Consider the following 15,983-nt stretch of genomic DNA (forward strand, 5'->3'; position numbering starts at 1 on the left):
CTCTTCCTCACGCGCTTTCATATTTGCCTGGTGCGGGAGCGCGAAGCGCCCCCGCACCAGGCTACCCGTCTCTGCCGATCCTCAAGCATATTGACGGCCAAAAGCACGACGGCGCTGATAGCCAGATTGATCAGTACCCATATCAGCGCGCCCCGTTCGTCGTTTGTCCGCCAGAGCTGGTACACCGTGGTTGAGATAGTGGCCGTCCGGCCAGGCGTGTAGCCGATGAGCATGCTTGTGGCTCCGTATTCGCCCAGCGCTCTGGCAAAGGCCAGCACGGAGCCGGCTATTATTCCCTGCCGGCAGGCCGGCATACGGATGCGCCAGAAGATGTAGGTATCGGACAAGCCAAGAGTCTGGCCCGAATAGGCCAGGTTCATGTCGAAGCTCTCAAAGGCGCCCCGAGCCGTCCGGTACATCAACGGAAAGGCCACAACCGTCGCAGCCAGCACACCGCCGTACCACGTCATGACAAATTTAATCCCGTACTGCAGCAGAAACCGCCCCAGCGGGCGCCTTACCCCAAATATCAAAATGAGGAAATAGCCGCAGACGGTGGGCGGCAGGACGAGGGGCAACGTCAGCGCGACGTCCAGGAAACCCTTCACCGTCTTGGGCAGCCGCGCTGTGTAATACGCGGCAAATATTCCGGAGAAGAATACGAGGACGCTGCTTATGGCGGCTATGCACAGCGAGTTCCAGAGCGGGAACCAGTCCATGCCGGCTTACGAATTTTGAATCGTCGTGAACCCTACGCCTGTAAATACGGAGGAGGCTGCATCGCCGGTCAGATACTTCAGGAAGTCCTTTGCCGCGTCCATATGACGGCTGTTCTTCATGATCGCAGCCGGATAAATGACCTGACCGCACATTTCAGGCGTGGCGCTGTCCACAACGGTCAGGCCGGCGCTGAAAGCGTCCGTGGCATAGATGACGCCGCAGTCCACGCTGCCTTCTGCCACCTGTGTCGTGACCTCTTTCACGTTGGTGCCGTAGGTGATTTTGCCATCCGAGGCCAGCTTAGCCTCGTCCAGCTTGAAGTGGGCCAGGATCTTCTGCGTGTACTGTCCAACCGGGACGTCGCTGTTGCCCATGGCAAGCAGGACGTTGCCGTCGGTCAGGAGCTTCGCCAGCTGTTCAAAACTCGTGATGTTTTTGGGATTTCCCTCTGGCACGGCCAGCGTCACTTTGTTCTCCAGCAGGTTGAACCGCGTCCCATCCGCAACGAAGTCAAGGCCGTCGGGGTTGGCCTCCTTCCCTGCGGCGGCGTCCAGTTGGTTCATCTGCTTCGGGGCGGCGGAAATGAAGATATCGCAGGCTGCGCCTTCTTGAATCTGGGTCTTGAGCGTTCCGGACGAGTCAAAATTGTAGACGAGGTTCACGTCAGGGTGCATGGCCTCGTAGAATTCTTTAATCTTTGTCATCGTCTCGGTCATTGAAGCGGCAGCGAAGACGATAAGCTCCGTCTTCGCTCCACTCTCCGCCGCGCTGGCCTTAGTCGCTGCAAGAGTGCTCGTGAGCAGCAGAAATACCGCCGTCAGTGTTTTGAAATTCATTTGTTTCACCCAGTCTTTCATAATTTCATAAAGTCCTTTGAGCCTTGATTCACGCGCTTTTCTCAGCTGAATTTCATTGCCTCGCCTCCTTTCAACCAGTCCTTTGAGGTAGCCGAACCGGGCCTTAAACGGCTTCCACCCACACGTCGAGCGTGCCGCCGCAGACCTCGCCTTCCCGCGCGGCTTCGTCCGCCGTCAGGTCCGCATGGACTAAAACGGGCTCAGGGTCATTCTCTTCAAGCATCGCTGTTGCGCACTGAGTTACCCAGGCCTCCGTGCAGCCGCCGCCAATGGTTCCAACGGTTTTTCCCTCGACGTTACAGAGCATCTTGGCGCCAACGTCCCTTGGGGCGGCACCGTTCTTCATCACAATGGTGCACAGCGCCTTTGGGTCCGGCAAGGGGTTGTGAACCTTCCCCAGAATGTCCCGCAGGATGTTTGGCGGGTACGTCACGTTCTTTTTTTCGTTCTTGACTTGGATGATCTCTGCCATAATGGAAACGGCTATCTCCTCAGGTGTTTCGGCATGGATGGCGAGGCCTATAGGCGCGTGCAGGCCTGTCACGTCGCGGCCTTCCCTGGCGAGCGCCTCCTTCACAATCTGCACCCTTCGGTTTGAACCCATCATGCCGAGGTAGGCGTAAGGCTTTTCAAGGATGGCGCGCAGACACTCGCCGTCACACTGGTGACCACGAGTGACAATCACAAAATACGAGTCCTGTCCGCCCCGTATCTTCTCCAGAGCCTCATGAAATGGCGAGCAGAGCACTGAATCGGCCCCTGCGGCCTCAGCATTTTTCGCAAATTGGGCGCGGTCGTCGATAACGGTTGTGCGGAAGTTCAGCATCTTCCCAATACGTATGACTGGCATGGACACATGTCCCGCCCCGCAGACGATCAACTCCTTTTCGTGTCCTATCAGCTCCCCGTAGACCGACGAGCCGGCCAGGTCAAAGACGCCCGTTTCGCGGCACGCCGTAAGGTCCGCCGCATGGGCTGTCAAAAAGCCGTCGTCATTGGAAAAATATTTCGCCGCCCCCCCTGAGAACAGGGCCTTCTCGCCGTATCCCTCGCCCTCGATCACCGTAAAGGCCACGTTTTCTGCGTTGGAATTGAGTTCGTCCAGAGCTTCAAAAAATCCCATGGTCCCGGCGTTCAGCATTTACTTTCCAAATCCGCAATTCGGGAAGACGCAGACACTGCAGCCCAGGCAAAGACCACCCTCGCCGAGAGAATCTATCTCATCACTCGTCACAGGGTCATTGGCCATGAGGCGTGGCAGAATCAGATCGAAAATCGTGCGTTTTGCGTACATCACACAGCCAGGCAGCCCTACGATGGGGACGTTCCCCTTATAGGCCAGCATGAACATGGCTCCCGGCAGCACTGGCGCTCCGTACGAAATCACGTGATCCGAAGCGGTGCGGATCGCCAAAGGGGTCCTGTCGTCCGGATCCACGCTCATCCCCCCGGTGCAGAGCACCATGTCCGCGCCGGCCTCCAGGAATTCGCGAATAAAGCCGGTCTCTGCGTCCACATCGTCGCCCGAAAGCCGCTGGCCTATGACGATTCCTCCATATTCCTCGACCTTTTGTATAACGACCGGCGTGAATTTGTCCTCTATCCGGTGGTTATAAATCTCGCTTCCTGTCGTAACAATGCCGACTCTCTTCGCAGTGAACGGCAAAACGTTGAGAATTGCGCCTCCCGCTTCCCGCCGCGCTTTCCCCATCTTCGCACGCTCGATGACCAGGGGAATGATCCTCATGCCCGCCAACTTGTCGCCGGCCTTCACAGGGAAGTTTCCGTGACGTGCTGCGATCATCATCTCGCCCTGGGAGTTCACGATATTCAGGCGTTTTTTATCCACCTTGAGGAGCCCGTCGATATCGGCTATGGCTTCTATCTTCCCTTCGCTTATTTCCCCCTGGTGCATATACCTGCCCCGGCAGATGTCGTAGAGAACCTCCGCAGCCTCGTTCTCGTGCATCATGCCCTCGTCCATCTCCCAGATGTAAATATTCTCCTTGCCCACGTCCAGCAGTACGGGAATGTCCTCCTCACGGATGATATGGCCCTTGCGGAACACCGGCCCTTTAAAGAGGCCCGGTATGATCTGAGTGACGTCATGGCAGAGAACCTGACCAACGGCATCCTCTGTTTTCAGCAGCTTCATGAGCTCAATCTCCTAAAAAGTAGGCTAAAGAGGGTTTGGGGGAGGTAGTTCCCCGTTCAAAATTAAATGCCGCAGGTCGTCCGGTCTGTCAACGTCAAGGAGTTTCTCCGGGCTTACGACATAGTAATATGCCATCCATGGGCGTTTCTTTATCAACCTCATCGCCCCCGCATCTCCAGACAATCGCATGAGGTCATTGTAGCACACCCTTGCAAAGATTCCAGGGTTGGCAGGATGGTCCGAAAAAGCGCACCCAAAGGGTCTGCCGGAACAAAGAAACTCCCGCACCAACCTTGCTGTGTCCGCCGCAGGGAAGTTTGGCTGATCCCCTGCCATAAAGAGCACGGCGTCGCACCCCGTCGCTTGCGCCGCTGCTGTCCCCCATCGGATGGAGCCAGCGACGCCCTCGGAACGCTCCGGGTTGGGGACGAGTTTGACGTTATCGCGCTCGTCACTGCTTAAACGTTCCTCGAGGCCGTTCCCCTCCGTCAAAAAAATCATGGATTCGATCCCGTTTTCCTTCAGCAAGCTGTCTCCTGCGCCAATGAGCGACGCCAGCCCGTGGCGAAAGAGTTCCTTTCCCAAGAAGGGATAAAGAAGTTTATTCCCGTTGGATGCGGGAACGCAGAGCGCCTTCGCGCTGCAAGGGCCGCCGAAACGCTGAGAGAAGCCAGATGTCATGAGAATCAGCGCAACGCGCTTGCCGACTTGGGCAGGCATGCCGGAGGGGGCCGACAAAAAATTATTCCGCACGTACGTTATCGGGACGTTACGGAATTTTTCGGACGTCGACAGCGGCGCCAGGTAATAGGTATGCGCAATAAAATCGATCATGGCGGTCGTCACCGGGCTGACGGCGGTGAGACCAGGAAACTCCGCCCTCATTTTGTCAACGTCACTAAGGCTCAGGTGCTGGCACACCTCTCCGATGGGGCGGCCAATGCTGTGGAACCCCATGATGACGACAATTTCACCGGCCTCTTGGGGAATGACTGGTTCATGCGCCCCAGGAATCTTAATGGGGTGATGGCGTGACCCGTCCGCCTCAACGAACACGGCGTCGAACTCACGGCACAACCGCACGAGCTCCGCTCTGCCTGGATATGCCAGCTTTTCGCCCTCCGGTATGCCGCGATAAACGACATCCCCCATGCCCGGTCTGTTCAGCCTGTCAGGCATGTTATAGATGTGGGTCGTGGTCGTGATGCACACGTTCATTCCGGCTCTGGCTGATTCTTCCGCTCGCTTTTCGATGTATGAGCTCTTGCCTCCTGCGCCGACGACGGCGGTCATGACTGCCATAGCATCAACAGGACGTGCCGCGAAGGTGCAGCAGCGCCTCCAGGACGCCGCCGCCGACGGCCAACGACTTATCCGATACGCGGAAGCAGTCGGCCGTCGCCCCCCTGGGGTCGACATCGCCGGCCTTCATGTCTTTTTTTACGCGCGTTCCGGGGGCCAGCATTCCGCGCAGCATTCCATCTATCGCACAGATCATCGGATTCCCCTCCACCTCGGCGGCAACCTCCCCTGCGCGCACAAGATCGCCTATCTGGCGGCGGGGAAGGATGACGCCGTCGCAGGGGGCCCGCAGCACCCGTTCCGCCGCATAGCCCATAACAGTGCCCGGTACGCCGGTGTTGGGAAGCGCAGCCGCGCCAGGCTCGTAAAACGCTCTGCCCAGAGTGTGGCCGCGCTTTGTTTCCACGACAGCATGACAGTCTGCCCCCACAGTAAACCCGGGGCCTACGCCGATGACAATTGGAGCGTCCGTAATGCGGGTGCCGCAGTTTTTCTTGGCGATAATGGCGTCAATCACTGCGTCAGGGGCCAGTTCTTTTATGACGCTTCCGTCGGGGCAGACCATGACCGCTGCGTTGCCCTGGCTGGCTATGGCACGGGCCCGTTCGGCGTCAGGGGCGCAGAAAGCGTGAATATCCTCTACCGATGTCTCCCCCAAGCGGATCGCCTCGCAGAAGCTGACCGTTCGCCGTACGGCTGTAGGGTGATCTGTGTCCAACATGACGACCTCCATATGAGCGCGGATCAGACGCATGGCGACGCCCGTGGCGAGATCGCCAGCTCCGCGGATCACGGTGAGCATTATGTTTTAACGGGGGTAGAAGACCCGTTCCAGGCCCCGCCGCTGCTCGCCTCCAGTGCACTTCGAGCTGCACCGTCCCCCGGCGTCATCACCCTGATCGTATCGCCCGCCCGCGTGCGTCCTCCCTCAAGAACCCTGACGAAAACGCCCTCCCTGGGCATCACGCAGTCCCCGGTGGCTTTGCGGATCGCACAGTCCTGATGGCACTCCTTGCCTATCTGCGTAACCTCGCACAGCGCCGTGCCGATCATGAGTCTCGTGCCAACGGGCAAATCGAAGAGACGTATTCCCTCCGTCAGGATGTTTTCGGCAAACGCTCCGGGTTCCAGCTTAAAATTCACGTGTTCTTGCACGGCAGCGACACTCTCCGCACCGAGAAGGCTGACCTGCCGTAGGCCCTGCCCCGCGTGGGCGTCGCCGGCGATGCCGTGTTCCGGTAGAAGTTCTACCTCGTCCACGGGATATTTCCGTGTCCCCTTGTTCCGGCTTGTGCAAACGGCGACGACCCGCGCAACGGGTTGTCCGCATTCAGCCGTCTTTCCTCCGAGTATCTCGACGCCGTGACGTAGCGAGAGCCGTACTGCCTCGAGACATTCACAGACGGCCTTTTCGCTGCCGGGCAGATTCACTATGAGCGTACTGCCGCGTATTCCAGCGGCAGCTCGCGACAGACAACCCATCGGCGTAATCTTCATGCTGACGGAGCGCATCGCCTCGGGTATACCGGGAGCCTCTCTGTCTATAACGGCCTTTGTCGCCTCCGGCGTGACGTCCCGCGGCGCAAAGCCTGTCCCGCCCGTCGTGAGCACCAACCCAACCCGAAGTTCGTCGGCACAGCGCATGAGCTCCGCTTCGATAACCTCGCGTTCATCAGGGATTATCTTTGTGTACGTCACCTGCCACCCGTCGTCTGAAAGCATACGGACCAGCGCGGGGCCGCTCCTGTCCGTCCGTTCGCCCCCGTAGCCCTTGTCGCTTACGGTGATGACCGCCGCAGTGAACCTCACTCGCCGCACGCTCCCTCTTCTCTCGTAAAATCACCGTGCACACCACCGCTCTTGGAGAGCAGACGCACATCCGTGATAGTCATGTCGCGCTGGACGGCCTTGCACATGTCATAAACGGTCAGAAGCGCCACGGACACGGCCGTCAGAGCCTCCATTTCCACGCCAGTTCGACCCTCGCACGAAATCTCCGCCCGAACCTCCACGGAGAGCCGCGTCTTGTCCAAAGTCAGGGACAGATCAACGCCGTTCAATAGAAGCGGATGGCACATGGGAATAATATCTGGAGCGCGCTTTGCGGCCATTATGCCGGCTGTTTGGGCCACGGTCAGGACGTCGCCCTTCTTAACGCCCCCACTTTTAATGAGCTCAAACGTCCTTTCGTTGACAAGAATGCGCCCTGCTGCAACTGCGCGGCGCTCCGATACATCTTTACCCCCGACGTTTACCATACGGGCGCGGCCCTGCTCGTCAAAATGCGTGAAGTCTTCATTTGCATCAACCATGCCCACATCTCACCCTCCTATACCGTTCATCGTCCGCCCCGCGGCGCTCATCCTGTCCTTCTGCAAATCATGCCGCGCAGGTTTTGCCGCAACCGCCTCCATGATAACGCGCTTCATTTCATCCCTGTCCAATCCGCCCCGCGCTTCTGCGGTCAGAGGCCTCGGTATCGAAAATTCGAGCGGCGAGTGCAGACACGGCTTAACGCGCCCATCAGCCGTTATGCGGATGCGATCGCACGACGCACAGAAGTTGTGGGACATGGGAGTGATAAACCCAACCCGTCCACGCGCGCGTGGGAGCTTGTACAGCCGAACATGAGATGTGAGCTCCCCAGGCTCATCTGGCAGTGGGATCAGGTGGGGCAACCGTGCGGCGGCCTCACCGGCAGTCATGAAAGCCTCGCGCCCGAATTCGCATACCGCTGCAGGCATGGGCATAAGCTCAATGAAGCGCACGTCTATGTCCTCGCTGCGAGTTAAATCCGCCAGGGCTGCAAGTTCATCATCATTAAACCCGCCTATGAGCACCGCGTTTATTTTTGTGTGAGTGAAGCCGGATTTTTTCGCCGCTTCAAGTCCTTTTAATACGTCGGACAGCATTCCGCCGCGTGTAATCCACGCGTATTTTTGGGGATCCAGAGTGTCCAGGCTGATGTTGAGGCGGCTAACCCCGACATCCTTCAGCGCTTCGGCCATGTGCGGCAAAAGCGTCCCGTTGGTTGTAAGGCACAATTCGCGGACACCCGGAATTGCCGCCGCGCGGCGGCACAGTGAAAGAATGTTTTTCTTTACGAGTGGCTCGCCGCCCGTTATGCGAAGCTTAAAGACGCCCAGCCCCACCGCTGCTTCGATGGCCGTTATCGTCTCATCCTCGCTCATCATGTCTGCATGGGCCATTTTCTTCACACCGCCAGCCGGCATACAGTAACGGCAACGGAGATTACAGAGGTCGGTAACGGAAACGCGCAGATAATTTATCCTGCGCCCAAACGTGTCGCACATTTCCGGCATTGTTGACCATCTCCCTGTCTTTATGTAGCCTAAGCGGTTGCGTTTTATCTACGTGGCCCTCAGAGCGATCCGCATCCCCAAAGAGTGCGGCCGTCTCCTCAGCCAGCCGCGGCCGTGAGGCGACGGCCCCCACAGCGACTCGCGTTCCATTTTTTTCATTCCTATCATTACAGCTCACCGCGAAATTGACAAGCGGAAAATCAATGGATGAGCGCATGGCATATTTGTAGAAAGTGCTCTTGCCGGAACGTATGGGGATGATAAAATGAGTCAAAGGAATCGGCAGACGCCGGCGCCACTCCAGACCGTTCGCCTCGGTGTGATGGTCTAAGAAGGAACCTATGTCCATGCGTCGCGTCGCGCCGTTTTCCATGAATTCCACATTGGCGTCGAGAGCGAGAAGTGCCGTCGCCGTATCGGAGTAGTAAATTGCGCGGCAGATCGGTGAATTCGGTATCTGATGAAAGACGCTGGTAAAAGCGGAGGATAAGGGAAGCGCTGATTACCTTGAAAAGTTGTTGAAGGCGATCACGGTTTATCGAACGAAGGGTACCCTTCAGCGCTTCCCTGAAATTTTAACATGGGGCTCGCCCTCTTCGGGGAGCCTTCCGGTTGGCAGTTCTCAACGACTTGGTCCGTGTTTCTTAAAGTCAGGCTAATGAACATCCTCGTCGCTGCGGGAGAGAAGGGTGCAAAACTCTCTTCGGACGCATCCTGAAAGTCAGGCCGCTGCGACGAGGACAGGCCTCGGTTTTAAATTTTCAGAAGCTCGCCGTTCTTCACAAACTCAAAGGCCTTTTGGACGTCTGGCGCCAGCGGTCTGTCGTTCTTGTAAAGGGGCATTGTCTGCCGAAATGCCTCGTAGGCTTTGGCCGTCCCAATGCCTTGTGTGAAGCCGCCATCCAGCTTGCGAAGTTCAATGGCCTGACACGCGTGAATGAGCTCCATACCATAGATATACTGAAGGTCATGCACGATCTGGCGCAGATGTTGTGCGACGAGCGGCGTGTTGTTCGCATGGTCCTCGATGGAGCCGGCAAGCGAGAGATAGTCCATTGAACACGGGTTCGCGAGATGGCGTATCTCGGTGTCGAGTGAGGCGAAGCCCTTCTGAATCGCGCCAAAGCAGTGCGATTCACCGCCGTCGTGACTCAGGAAGCGCGGCAGGTGCGTGAGCACTGGATTCGCGAAGCGGATCATCCTGTAACAGGACATGCGAGACACGTGGCTAAGGACGATGGCAAGCATCTCCATTGCCGTCGCCAGTGTTGTGGTCTCGAAGTTCGAGTTGGAGACGATGCGTTGCTCTTCCAACAGGAGACACGGGTTGTCGTCCGAGCTGTTCATCTGGTTATCGAGGTATTTAGCCGCATATGCCAGCGCATCGCGCAACGAGCCATTGACATACGCTGCTCCACGGAAGCAGAGCGGATCCTGCACAGGCTTTCCGGGATACGTGTCGTAGATGTCGCTACCCTCGAGGTAGGCGCGCATCCGCGCCGCACTTTGTATCTGGCCCTCCAGCCCCCTTGCCTCCAGCACCTCCGGCTCCAATGGCGACGTGTTCCCGTTGAGCCCCTCGAGCGACAGGGAGGTTATTATGTCTCCCATGTCGGCCAGTTCTTCAATTTCTTTGAACACCAGAGCTGCCACACCTGCGGAATAGGCGCTTGAACTGACGAGCGCCAGCGCGTCCTTGGGACCCAGAACGACAGGCTCCAAGCCGGCCTTCTTCTGTGCCTCCGCAGAGGGAAGCCGATACCCTTTATAGTTGACTTCACCCTCTCCGATCATTGCGAGGCCGATATGAGCGAGCTGCGTCAAATCCGCCTCGCCGACAGAACCCATTTCAGGGACGACCGGGCATATTCCAGCGTTTAGAAATTCCGCATAGCGGCGCGCTACGTCAAGCTGAACTCCCGTATGCCCCAGCAGAAGGCAGTTCAGACGAATGGCCATCACTGCCCTGACCTCAGCGTCAGACGCTTCTGGCGCCACAGCAAAAGAATGGGAATAGATGAGTTTGCGGTTGAAGTCCTCAAAGAACTCCTTTGCTATCCTGCGATCCTTGTTCCAGCCAACGCCGGTGGTAAAGCCGTATATGGGAACGTCTTTTTCCGCCAGATCATACACCAGCTTCCTGGCTGCCTCGAGCCTGGCCTCGGCCTCGGGAGCGATTTCGACCTCCACACCGTTCACTGCGATATCCCAGACTTTTTTGACGGTCAAATTTTTCCCGGTAAGGACAATCTTCATGGTAGAACCGCCCCCTTTGTCGACTATTTACCAGACTCCACGTCGTGTTTATTCCCGGCGTCTGCGAAAATCGGGCTCACGTCCATTTCCACTTTATCAACGAAGAATACCTTGACAAAGGCAACCGTCTGAATGGCAAAAATAAAAAGTACCACAAAGCCGGCCACCGCAGCCAGCGCTTTGACGCCATCGACACCCTGCGCTCCGCCACCGAAAGCGGCCATGACAATGGATACGATCCCCACCGATATCCCCCATACAGCTTTCATGTTTGCGGGAGGTTCCGTGCCAATGGGGACATTCCTCACGCACATTGAGCCAATGTTTGTGAGTGTCGCGTCCGCATTGGTGATGAAAGACGCCAAGATGACCAGGATATTAACTGGAAGAACGATAGCGCCAAGGTTGAAAGGCAGGTGCTTCAAAAATTCCCAGAGGGCCATGACTGCCCCTCCACTTTTAATGGCTCCCACAAGATCCGCTGCTCCAGACGCCTGCATATGGATCGCGCTTGCGCCCCATATGGCGAACCAGAAGAAGCCAAACACCGATGGAAGTATCCAGTTGACAATCATATACTCGCGGACGGTTCTGCCATAGGAAAGCATTGCCAGAAATATCCCCGTGACGGGCGCGTACCCCACCCAGAAAGCCCAGTCAAAGAGCGTCCATGAGCGGGTCAGCGCAGGGCCGCCTATGTCTATCGGGTCAAGGCCCCACAGCCAGAAGTTGTTGAGCCACTCGGCCAACCCCGCCGTGCCGATTCTGAGTATGTAAAGCGTCGGCCCTGTCAGCAGCAACAGGATCATCAACCCATAATAGAACCAGGCGTTGAGACTGCCGACGATTTTCAGCCCTTTATCGAGCCCGATGTATGACGAGAACGTAAAGGCCAAAACAATGACAACGCCAATAGCGATGAACAGTGACAGGCTCTCGTCAATGCCGTAACCGCTTTTGAGGCCGGTAACGACAAGCGTAATGCACATTGCGAGCCCAGTGGCCAGCCCGATGGCCAGTGCGAGCATGGAAAGCGTGTCGATAACGGCGGAAGCAGCGGGCGAGGCGATTTTTTTGCCGAAGAGCGGTTTAAGCGTGGCGGTCACCGTGAGTTCGTCGCGCTTGTGGTAGTAAATATAAGCCACCAACAGTCCGCACATCGCGTAGATTGCGTAGGGAAAAACCGTCCAGTTGTAATACGTGCGCGCTATGGCAAAGATTGCCGCCCTGGTGGTGTTCGGTTGAATGCCCAGCGTGTCGAGCTCACCCCATACGTTCCCGAAATATATGACCGGTTCATTGACGCCCCATGTCACGATGCCCGTAGCGATGCCGCCCGTCAAAGCCATGGCGAACCACGTCCAGAAACCGTACCTGGGTTTGGCGTCGCGGCCACCGATCCTCATGCCTCCGATCTTGGAAAAACACGTCACAGCCACAACCAGCACAAGGCTTGCCGCGATAGAAAGCTGATAGAGCCACCCGAAAGTATCAAACGACCAGAAATAAAATACGTTGCTGGCCGCGGTCAGCAGATCCTTGTTGAAAACGCCGACAACGGCGGCTATGGCCACCACAACGTAGGCGGGAATAAATACCTCCCATCGGATATTGCGTTTGACGTCTGGCGCAGAGTGTTTGGAATCCATAAAAATACCTCCCCAATGTTAAGTGATTTTCTTCCAAAATCAAAGATATGTGTTCAGGCAGCGTTGCGGGATATTATTGTTCCTCCGGTTCTGTTTTCAGGGCCGAGATTATTTTTGACGGCGTCAACGGCAGGTGCGTCAACGATGTTCCAAGCGCGCGGTTGACCGCATTGACCACTGCAGCGGCTACAGGAACGGTACATATCTCACCGATGCTCTTTGCCCCATAGGGGCCGCCCGGCTCCTCGTCTTCGATGAGCATTATGTCGACGTCCGGCATGTCGGGCATGTTGATCATATGGTATTTGTCGAAATTACGGGCCTTAGGCATTCCGTCCGCCCCATACTCCAGTTCTTCGCAGAGCGCCATGCCAATACCCATCTGTATGCCGCCGTATATCTGCCCCTCGACGAAATTTCGGTTGATGCTCTGGCCGACGTCGTGTACAGCCAGGTAGCGATTGACATGAACGAACCCCGTGAGCTTGTCCACCGAGACCTTCGCGAAATGCACTCCGAACGATGCGGGATTCTTATCCGGTGCGTATTCGCAACAGGCTTCTATCGAGCGCTTTTTTTCCCTCATTATCCGACGCACGGCTTCGCTGAGCTCGATCTTATCCTCGCCTGCCAGAACGAAACCATCGCAAAACTCGGCTCTGCAGCCATACACTTCTGACGCCTCTCTGCAAAGCAACCGCACCGCGTCCGCGGCCGCGCGCCTGGCGCACTCTCCGCAGACGTAAATGACTCGGCTGGCCTGGCAGCCGACGTCAAAAGAGCTGTAATGCGTATCACCCTCCGTCACAGTGATGCGCGCAATGTCAATTCCTGACGCCTCTGCAGCGATCTGGGCCACTGCCGTCGTCGTGCCGTTGCCAAGTTCATGGAGGGGGGTGCGCAGGATCGCCGAGCCGTCGGGAAGGATACAAAACGACATCTGTACCATATCGTGATATATCGTCTTATAATAACCGTTGCCGTGTGTAGAACAGGCAAAGCCCGCGCCGATGGAGTAACGCCCATCCACACTCAGAAGAGGATGACGGCAGCCCGGCCACCCAAAGCGCGAGGCACCTTCCTTTAGACATTCGATAATCCGTGCGCGCCCAATGTCCGACGCCCCGCTGGGGTCATGGTCGCCGTCATGCACCAAGTTGTCAAGCCTGAACTGGAGCGGATCAAGCCCCAATCTGCGGCACATGAGGTCGGTGTGAATCTCGGTCATGGTATGTATCTGCGGCGAACCGTATCCTCGACAGGCTCCGCCCGGTGTCGTTGACGTGCGCACGGCGCGGCCCTCGAATCGGAGCGCAGGGATGCGGTAAAGACGCGACGCTTTTTTGCCCATAGCCATCATAACTTTTTTAGTCCCGGTCAGGTAAGCGCCGGCGTCAGCCGTAACGTCAAATTTACGCGCCAAGATGCGGCCATTTGAGTCCAGCGCCGTCGTTACACGTCCGAGCACTGCCGCCCGCGTGCGCGTCGCCACCATGGTCTCGGTTCTGTTCGTGTTGATGAATACGGGACGACGCAGCTTCCACGCGGCCCAGGCGCACAGTGGCTCAAAGACACACTCCTGCTTGCCGCCAAACGACCCGCCCATATTCGCCTTGATGACGCGAATCTTCGACAACGGCAGGGGCAGAACCTGCGAGATGGCGTGCTGCACGCCGAAGAGTATCTGACATGGTGTGTGAACCTCGATCACGTGTTCCGGCCTCGGTATCGCAAGGACACAATGTGGCTCGAGCGCCGCGTGGTGTATCTTCTGCGTGTATACCTCGTCGCTCTCGATGTGTGCTGCGGCGGCGAATGCAGCGTCCACGTCGCCGTATTCGATATGCCCCGGGAAGGAGGCCATGCCGTCCTCGTGTAGCAGACCGGCCATCCCCTCCGCCCTGCCGATATCCACAACGGGTGGCAGAGCCTCGTATTCCACCCTGATCTTCAGCAGTGCTCTACGGGCGGTTTTTTCATCAGGAGCAAGGACAAGACCGATGTGATCCCCCACATGGCGCGCGTGGCCCCTCAGAATGGTCTCATCAGGGAAATCGTTCTGCCCCGGAAACCACTCCCCGCTGTTGTATTTGTTTTCTGGGGCGTCGCGAAAGGTCAGCACAATGACGCCATCGGTTTTCTGCGCCTCCGAAGCGTCGATGAATTTCACGATTGCGTTGGGCTGGGAGCTGAGCAACGGAATTCCGATCAGCACATCCTGTGGAAGCTGATCTGCAAGATACCTGTAGGCGCCGCGCACTTTATCGATTGAATCCTCGCGTATTATTCGTCTGCCGATATACTTGTAATTTCTTCTGCTGTTTTCTGCCGTTTTTTTGCTTTTCACGTCGGGGTCCGATGTCTTCGTCAGCATGATCCGATCACCGCCTCTCTTGCTCTTTGAGAAAGCAGAACACAGATATCCTGCGCCAGACCGCGCAGCGCCGACTGTTTGTAGGGCAACGTGGGGCGCCCTGGTATCGCTTCGGCGGCGAACGTGGCGAGTGCTGCTGGGAACGCCTCGTCAAAACCCGCTGCGGAAAGCGCTTCTTCCGCGCCGGGGACCCTTCGAGCTGCCAGCCCCAGCGTACCGACAAAAACCCTTGCGTCCTTAAACAGATTATCCGTACAGCGCGCGAGCACGGCGAGATTGACTCTGGATATGCTTACCTGGCTTCGACTGCCGATTTTCAAAAAGGCAGAAACCCGATTGACATCCAACGGGATACGAAATTCTTTTATAATTTCGCATGAGGCGAGCGTGTTCCTGTTCCGCCCAAGGACGTCCTCGACTGGAACAATCCGTTCCCCTCCTCCCGACGCAAGGACGGCCTCCGCCCCAAGGGCCGCCAGCGCCGGAGGCGTGTCCGCAGCAGGGGACGAGTTGGCAACGTTTCCGCCCACCGTGGCCCGGTTCCTTATCTGCTCCGAACCCATCTTATATGCAGCATCGGCCAGAGCGGAGGCATGGCGACGAACGAGGGGATTCCTGTGGAGAGACGTCATCGTCTCGAGAGCGCCAATGCGAAGAAAGCCGCCTTCGGTATTCTCACCTTCCAACGAGATGCCCTGCATCTCGTCCACTGCGAAAACATCGATCACGACAGCGTCATCCGCCAACTTGGCGTGGCGCTTTATCACCCAGTCAGTTCCGCCCGCGACGAGTTCCGTCCCAGGTTTAAAAACCGAGAAGAGCTCTAAAAGCGTGCGCGGGCGTTCCACTTTCATCGTTTCTCGCCCCTTGCCGCGATTCGCCTTGCCGCAGTTTCAACAGCGTTCAGGATAGGAATGTACCCAGTGCAACGGCAGACATTGCCGGCGAGAGTCCGTTTGATTTCTTCGCGGCTTGGGCATGCGTTCTGCAGCAGAAGCGCTTTGGTTGACAGAATCATACCGGGCGTACAGAAGCCGCACTGGGTTGCATCGCAGTCTATGAAAGCCTGTTGAAGTACGTCCAATTCGCCGTCCTTTTCAAGCCCCTCTATGGTGGTAATCTTGTGACCGTCGGCTTGAATCGCAGGCACAAGACAAGAGCAAACGGCCATTTCGTCCAACAGCACGGTGCATACGCCGCACTCGCCAGCGCCGCATCCCTCCCGCACGCTCACGAGACGAAACTCATCCCGCAGCATATCTATCAAACGTGTGTCGGCATCGACATCGGCTATTCTTTTTTCGTCATTGAGCGTTAAGGTGATGCGCGTCATTTTTTTCCCCCCAG

15 protein-coding genes are annotated in these 15,983 nt (G+C 57.2%); all 15 read right to left on the reverse strand.

From position 1 onward, the window contains the following. Positions 1-17: 17 nt before the first annotated feature. Complete coding sequence (gene modB, locus ACK28C_RS05840; RefSeq protein ID WP_015556989.1) at positions 18-719, reverse strand: molybdate ABC transporter permease subunit; 702 nt, start codon at positions 717-719, stop codon at positions 18-20. A 6-nt stretch (positions 720-725) separates the two neighbouring features. Next, entirely contained in the window at positions 726-1,577 is an 852-nt protein-coding gene (modA, locus tag ACK28C_RS05845) for a molybdate ABC transporter substrate-binding protein (protein WP_015556990.1), read from the reverse strand. 103 nt (positions 1,578-1,680) lie between these two features. Next, positions 1,681-2,700 (reverse strand): XdhC/CoxI family protein, encoded by a 1,020-nt coding sequence (locus ACK28C_RS05850; RefSeq protein ID WP_208873753.1) that lies wholly within the window; start codon positions 2,698-2,700, stop codon positions 1,681-1,683. 18 nt (positions 2,701-2,718) lie between these two features. Then, a complete protein-coding gene (locus ACK28C_RS05855; protein ID WP_015556992.1) occupies positions 2,719-3,732 on the reverse strand; it encodes a molybdopterin-binding protein in 1,014 nt (337 codons plus the stop codon). A 24-nt stretch (positions 3,733-3,756) separates the two neighbouring features. Then, entirely contained in the window at positions 3,757-5,034 is a 1,278-nt protein-coding gene (gene yqeC, locus ACK28C_RS05860) for a selenium cofactor biosynthesis protein YqeC (RefSeq protein ID WP_208873755.1), read from the reverse strand. A 4-nt stretch (positions 5,035-5,038) separates the two neighbouring features. Continuing rightward, positions 5,039-5,836 carry a selenium-dependent molybdenum cofactor biosynthesis protein YqeB gene (gene yqeB / locus ACK28C_RS05865; protein WP_015556994.1) on the reverse strand — a complete coding sequence of 266 codons (798 nt, stop codon included), beginning with the start codon at positions 5,834-5,836 and terminating at the stop codon, positions 5,039-5,041. Next, complete coding sequence (locus ACK28C_RS05870; RefSeq protein ID WP_243440668.1) at positions 5,836-6,843, reverse strand: molybdenum cofactor synthesis domain-containing protein; 1,008 nt, start codon at positions 6,841-6,843, stop codon at positions 5,836-5,838. The genes yqeB and ACK28C_RS05870 overlap by 1 nt, the downstream gene beginning before the upstream one ends. Next, complete coding sequence (gene moaC / locus ACK28C_RS05875; RefSeq protein ID WP_015556995.1) at positions 6,840-7,346, reverse strand: cyclic pyranopterin monophosphate synthase MoaC; 507 nt, start codon at positions 7,344-7,346, stop codon at positions 6,840-6,842. Before moaC ends, ACK28C_RS05870 begins: the two co-directional genes overlap by 4 nt. A gap of 9 nt (positions 7,347-7,355) precedes the next feature. Further along, positions 7,356-8,357, reverse strand: a complete 1,002-nt coding sequence (moaA, locus tag ACK28C_RS05880; RefSeq protein WP_409152596.1) for a GTP 3',8-cyclase MoaA — start codon at positions 8,355-8,357, stop codon at positions 7,356-7,358. After that, positions 8,287-8,739 carry a hypothetical protein gene (locus ACK28C_RS05885; protein ID WP_409152666.1) on the reverse strand — a complete coding sequence of 151 codons (453 nt, stop codon included), beginning with the start codon at positions 8,737-8,739 and terminating at the stop codon, positions 8,287-8,289. The genes moaA and ACK28C_RS05885 overlap by 71 nt, the downstream gene beginning before the upstream one ends. 371 nt (positions 8,740-9,110) lie before the next feature. Then, positions 9,111-10,613, reverse strand: a complete 1,503-nt coding sequence (gene hutH / locus ACK28C_RS05890; protein ID WP_409152597.1) for a histidine ammonia-lyase — start codon at positions 10,611-10,613, stop codon at positions 9,111-9,113. Positions 10,614-10,636: 23 nt separating this feature from the next. Beyond that, positions 10,637-12,262: a BCCT family transporter gene (locus ACK28C_RS05895; RefSeq protein WP_015556997.1), complete on the reverse strand. Its 1,626-nt coding sequence runs from the start codon at positions 12,260-12,262 to the stop codon at positions 10,637-10,639. A 73-nt stretch (positions 12,263-12,335) separates the two neighbouring features. Then, positions 12,336-14,636, reverse strand: a complete 2,301-nt coding sequence (locus ACK28C_RS05900; protein WP_015556998.1) for a xanthine dehydrogenase family protein molybdopterin-binding subunit — start codon at positions 14,634-14,636, stop codon at positions 12,336-12,338. Further along, the gene (locus ACK28C_RS05905) at positions 14,630-15,490 is read right to left on the reverse strand and encodes a xanthine dehydrogenase family protein subunit M (protein ID WP_015556999.1); all 861 of its coding nucleotides are present in this window, start codon (positions 15,488-15,490) and stop codon (positions 14,630-14,632) included. The genes ACK28C_RS05900 and ACK28C_RS05905 overlap by 7 nt, the downstream gene beginning before the upstream one ends. Continuing rightward, a complete protein-coding gene (locus ACK28C_RS05910) occupies positions 15,487-15,969 on the reverse strand; it encodes a (2Fe-2S)-binding protein (RefSeq protein WP_015557000.1) in 483 nt (160 codons plus the stop codon). Before ACK28C_RS05910 ends, ACK28C_RS05905 begins: the two co-directional genes overlap by 4 nt. Positions 15,970-15,983 lie beyond the last annotated feature (14 nt).

The organism is Fretibacterium fastidiosum, assembly GCF_964642095.1.
GTDB lineage: Bacteria > Synergistota > Synergistia > Synergistales > Aminobacteriaceae > Fretibacterium > Fretibacterium fastidiosum.

What these genes read in the sequence shown, in the direction of transcription:
- ACK28C_RS05850 (WP_208873753.1), bottom strand. Translation starts at nt 2,700, where the DNA reads ATGGGATTTTTTGAAGCTCTGGACGAACTCAATTCCAACGCAGAAAAC.
- ACK28C_RS05855 (WP_015556992.1), bottom strand. Translation starts at nt 3,732, where the DNA reads ATGAAGCTGCTGAAAACAGAGGATGCCGTTGGTCAGGTTCTCTGCCAT.
- ACK28C_RS05910 (WP_015557000.1), bottom strand. Translation starts at nt 15,969, where the DNA reads ATGACGCGCATCACCTTAACGCTCAATGACGAAAAAAGAATAGCCGAT.
- ACK28C_RS05905 (WP_015556999.1), bottom strand. Translation starts at nt 15,490, where the DNA reads ATGAAAGTGGAACGCCCGCGCACGCTTTTAGAGCTCTTCTCGGTTTTT.
- yqeC (WP_208873755.1), bottom strand. Translation starts at nt 5,034, where the DNA reads ATGGCAGTCATGACCGCCGTCGTCGGCGCAGGAGGCAAGAGCTCATAC.
- modA (WP_015556990.1), bottom strand. Translation starts at nt 1,577, where the DNA reads ATGAAAGACTGGGTGAAACAAATGAATTTCAAAACACTGACGGCGGTA.
- ACK28C_RS05895 (WP_015556997.1), bottom strand. Translation starts at nt 12,262, where the DNA reads ATGGATTCCAAACACTCTGCGCCAGACGTCAAACGCAATATCCGATGG.
- moaA (WP_409152596.1), bottom strand. Translation starts at nt 8,357, where the DNA reads ATGCCGGAAATGTGCGACACGTTTGGGCGCAGGATAAATTATCTGCGC.
- modB (WP_015556989.1), bottom strand. Translation starts at nt 719, where the DNA reads ATGGACTGGTTCCCGCTCTGGAACTCGCTGTGCATAGCCGCCATAAGC.
- moaC (WP_015556995.1), bottom strand. Translation starts at nt 7,346, where the DNA reads ATGGTTGATGCAAATGAAGACTTCACGCATTTTGACGAGCAGGGCCGC.
- ACK28C_RS05900 (WP_015556998.1), bottom strand. Translation starts at nt 14,636, where the DNA reads ATGCTGACGAAGACATCGGACCCCGACGTGAAAAGCAAAAAAACGGCA.
- yqeB (WP_015556994.1), bottom strand. Translation starts at nt 5,836, where the DNA reads ATGCTCACCGTGATCCGCGGAGCTGGCGATCTCGCCACGGGCGTCGCC.
- hutH (WP_409152597.1), bottom strand. Translation starts at nt 10,613, where the DNA reads ATGAAGATTGTCCTTACCGGGAAAAATTTGACCGTCAAAAAAGTCTGG.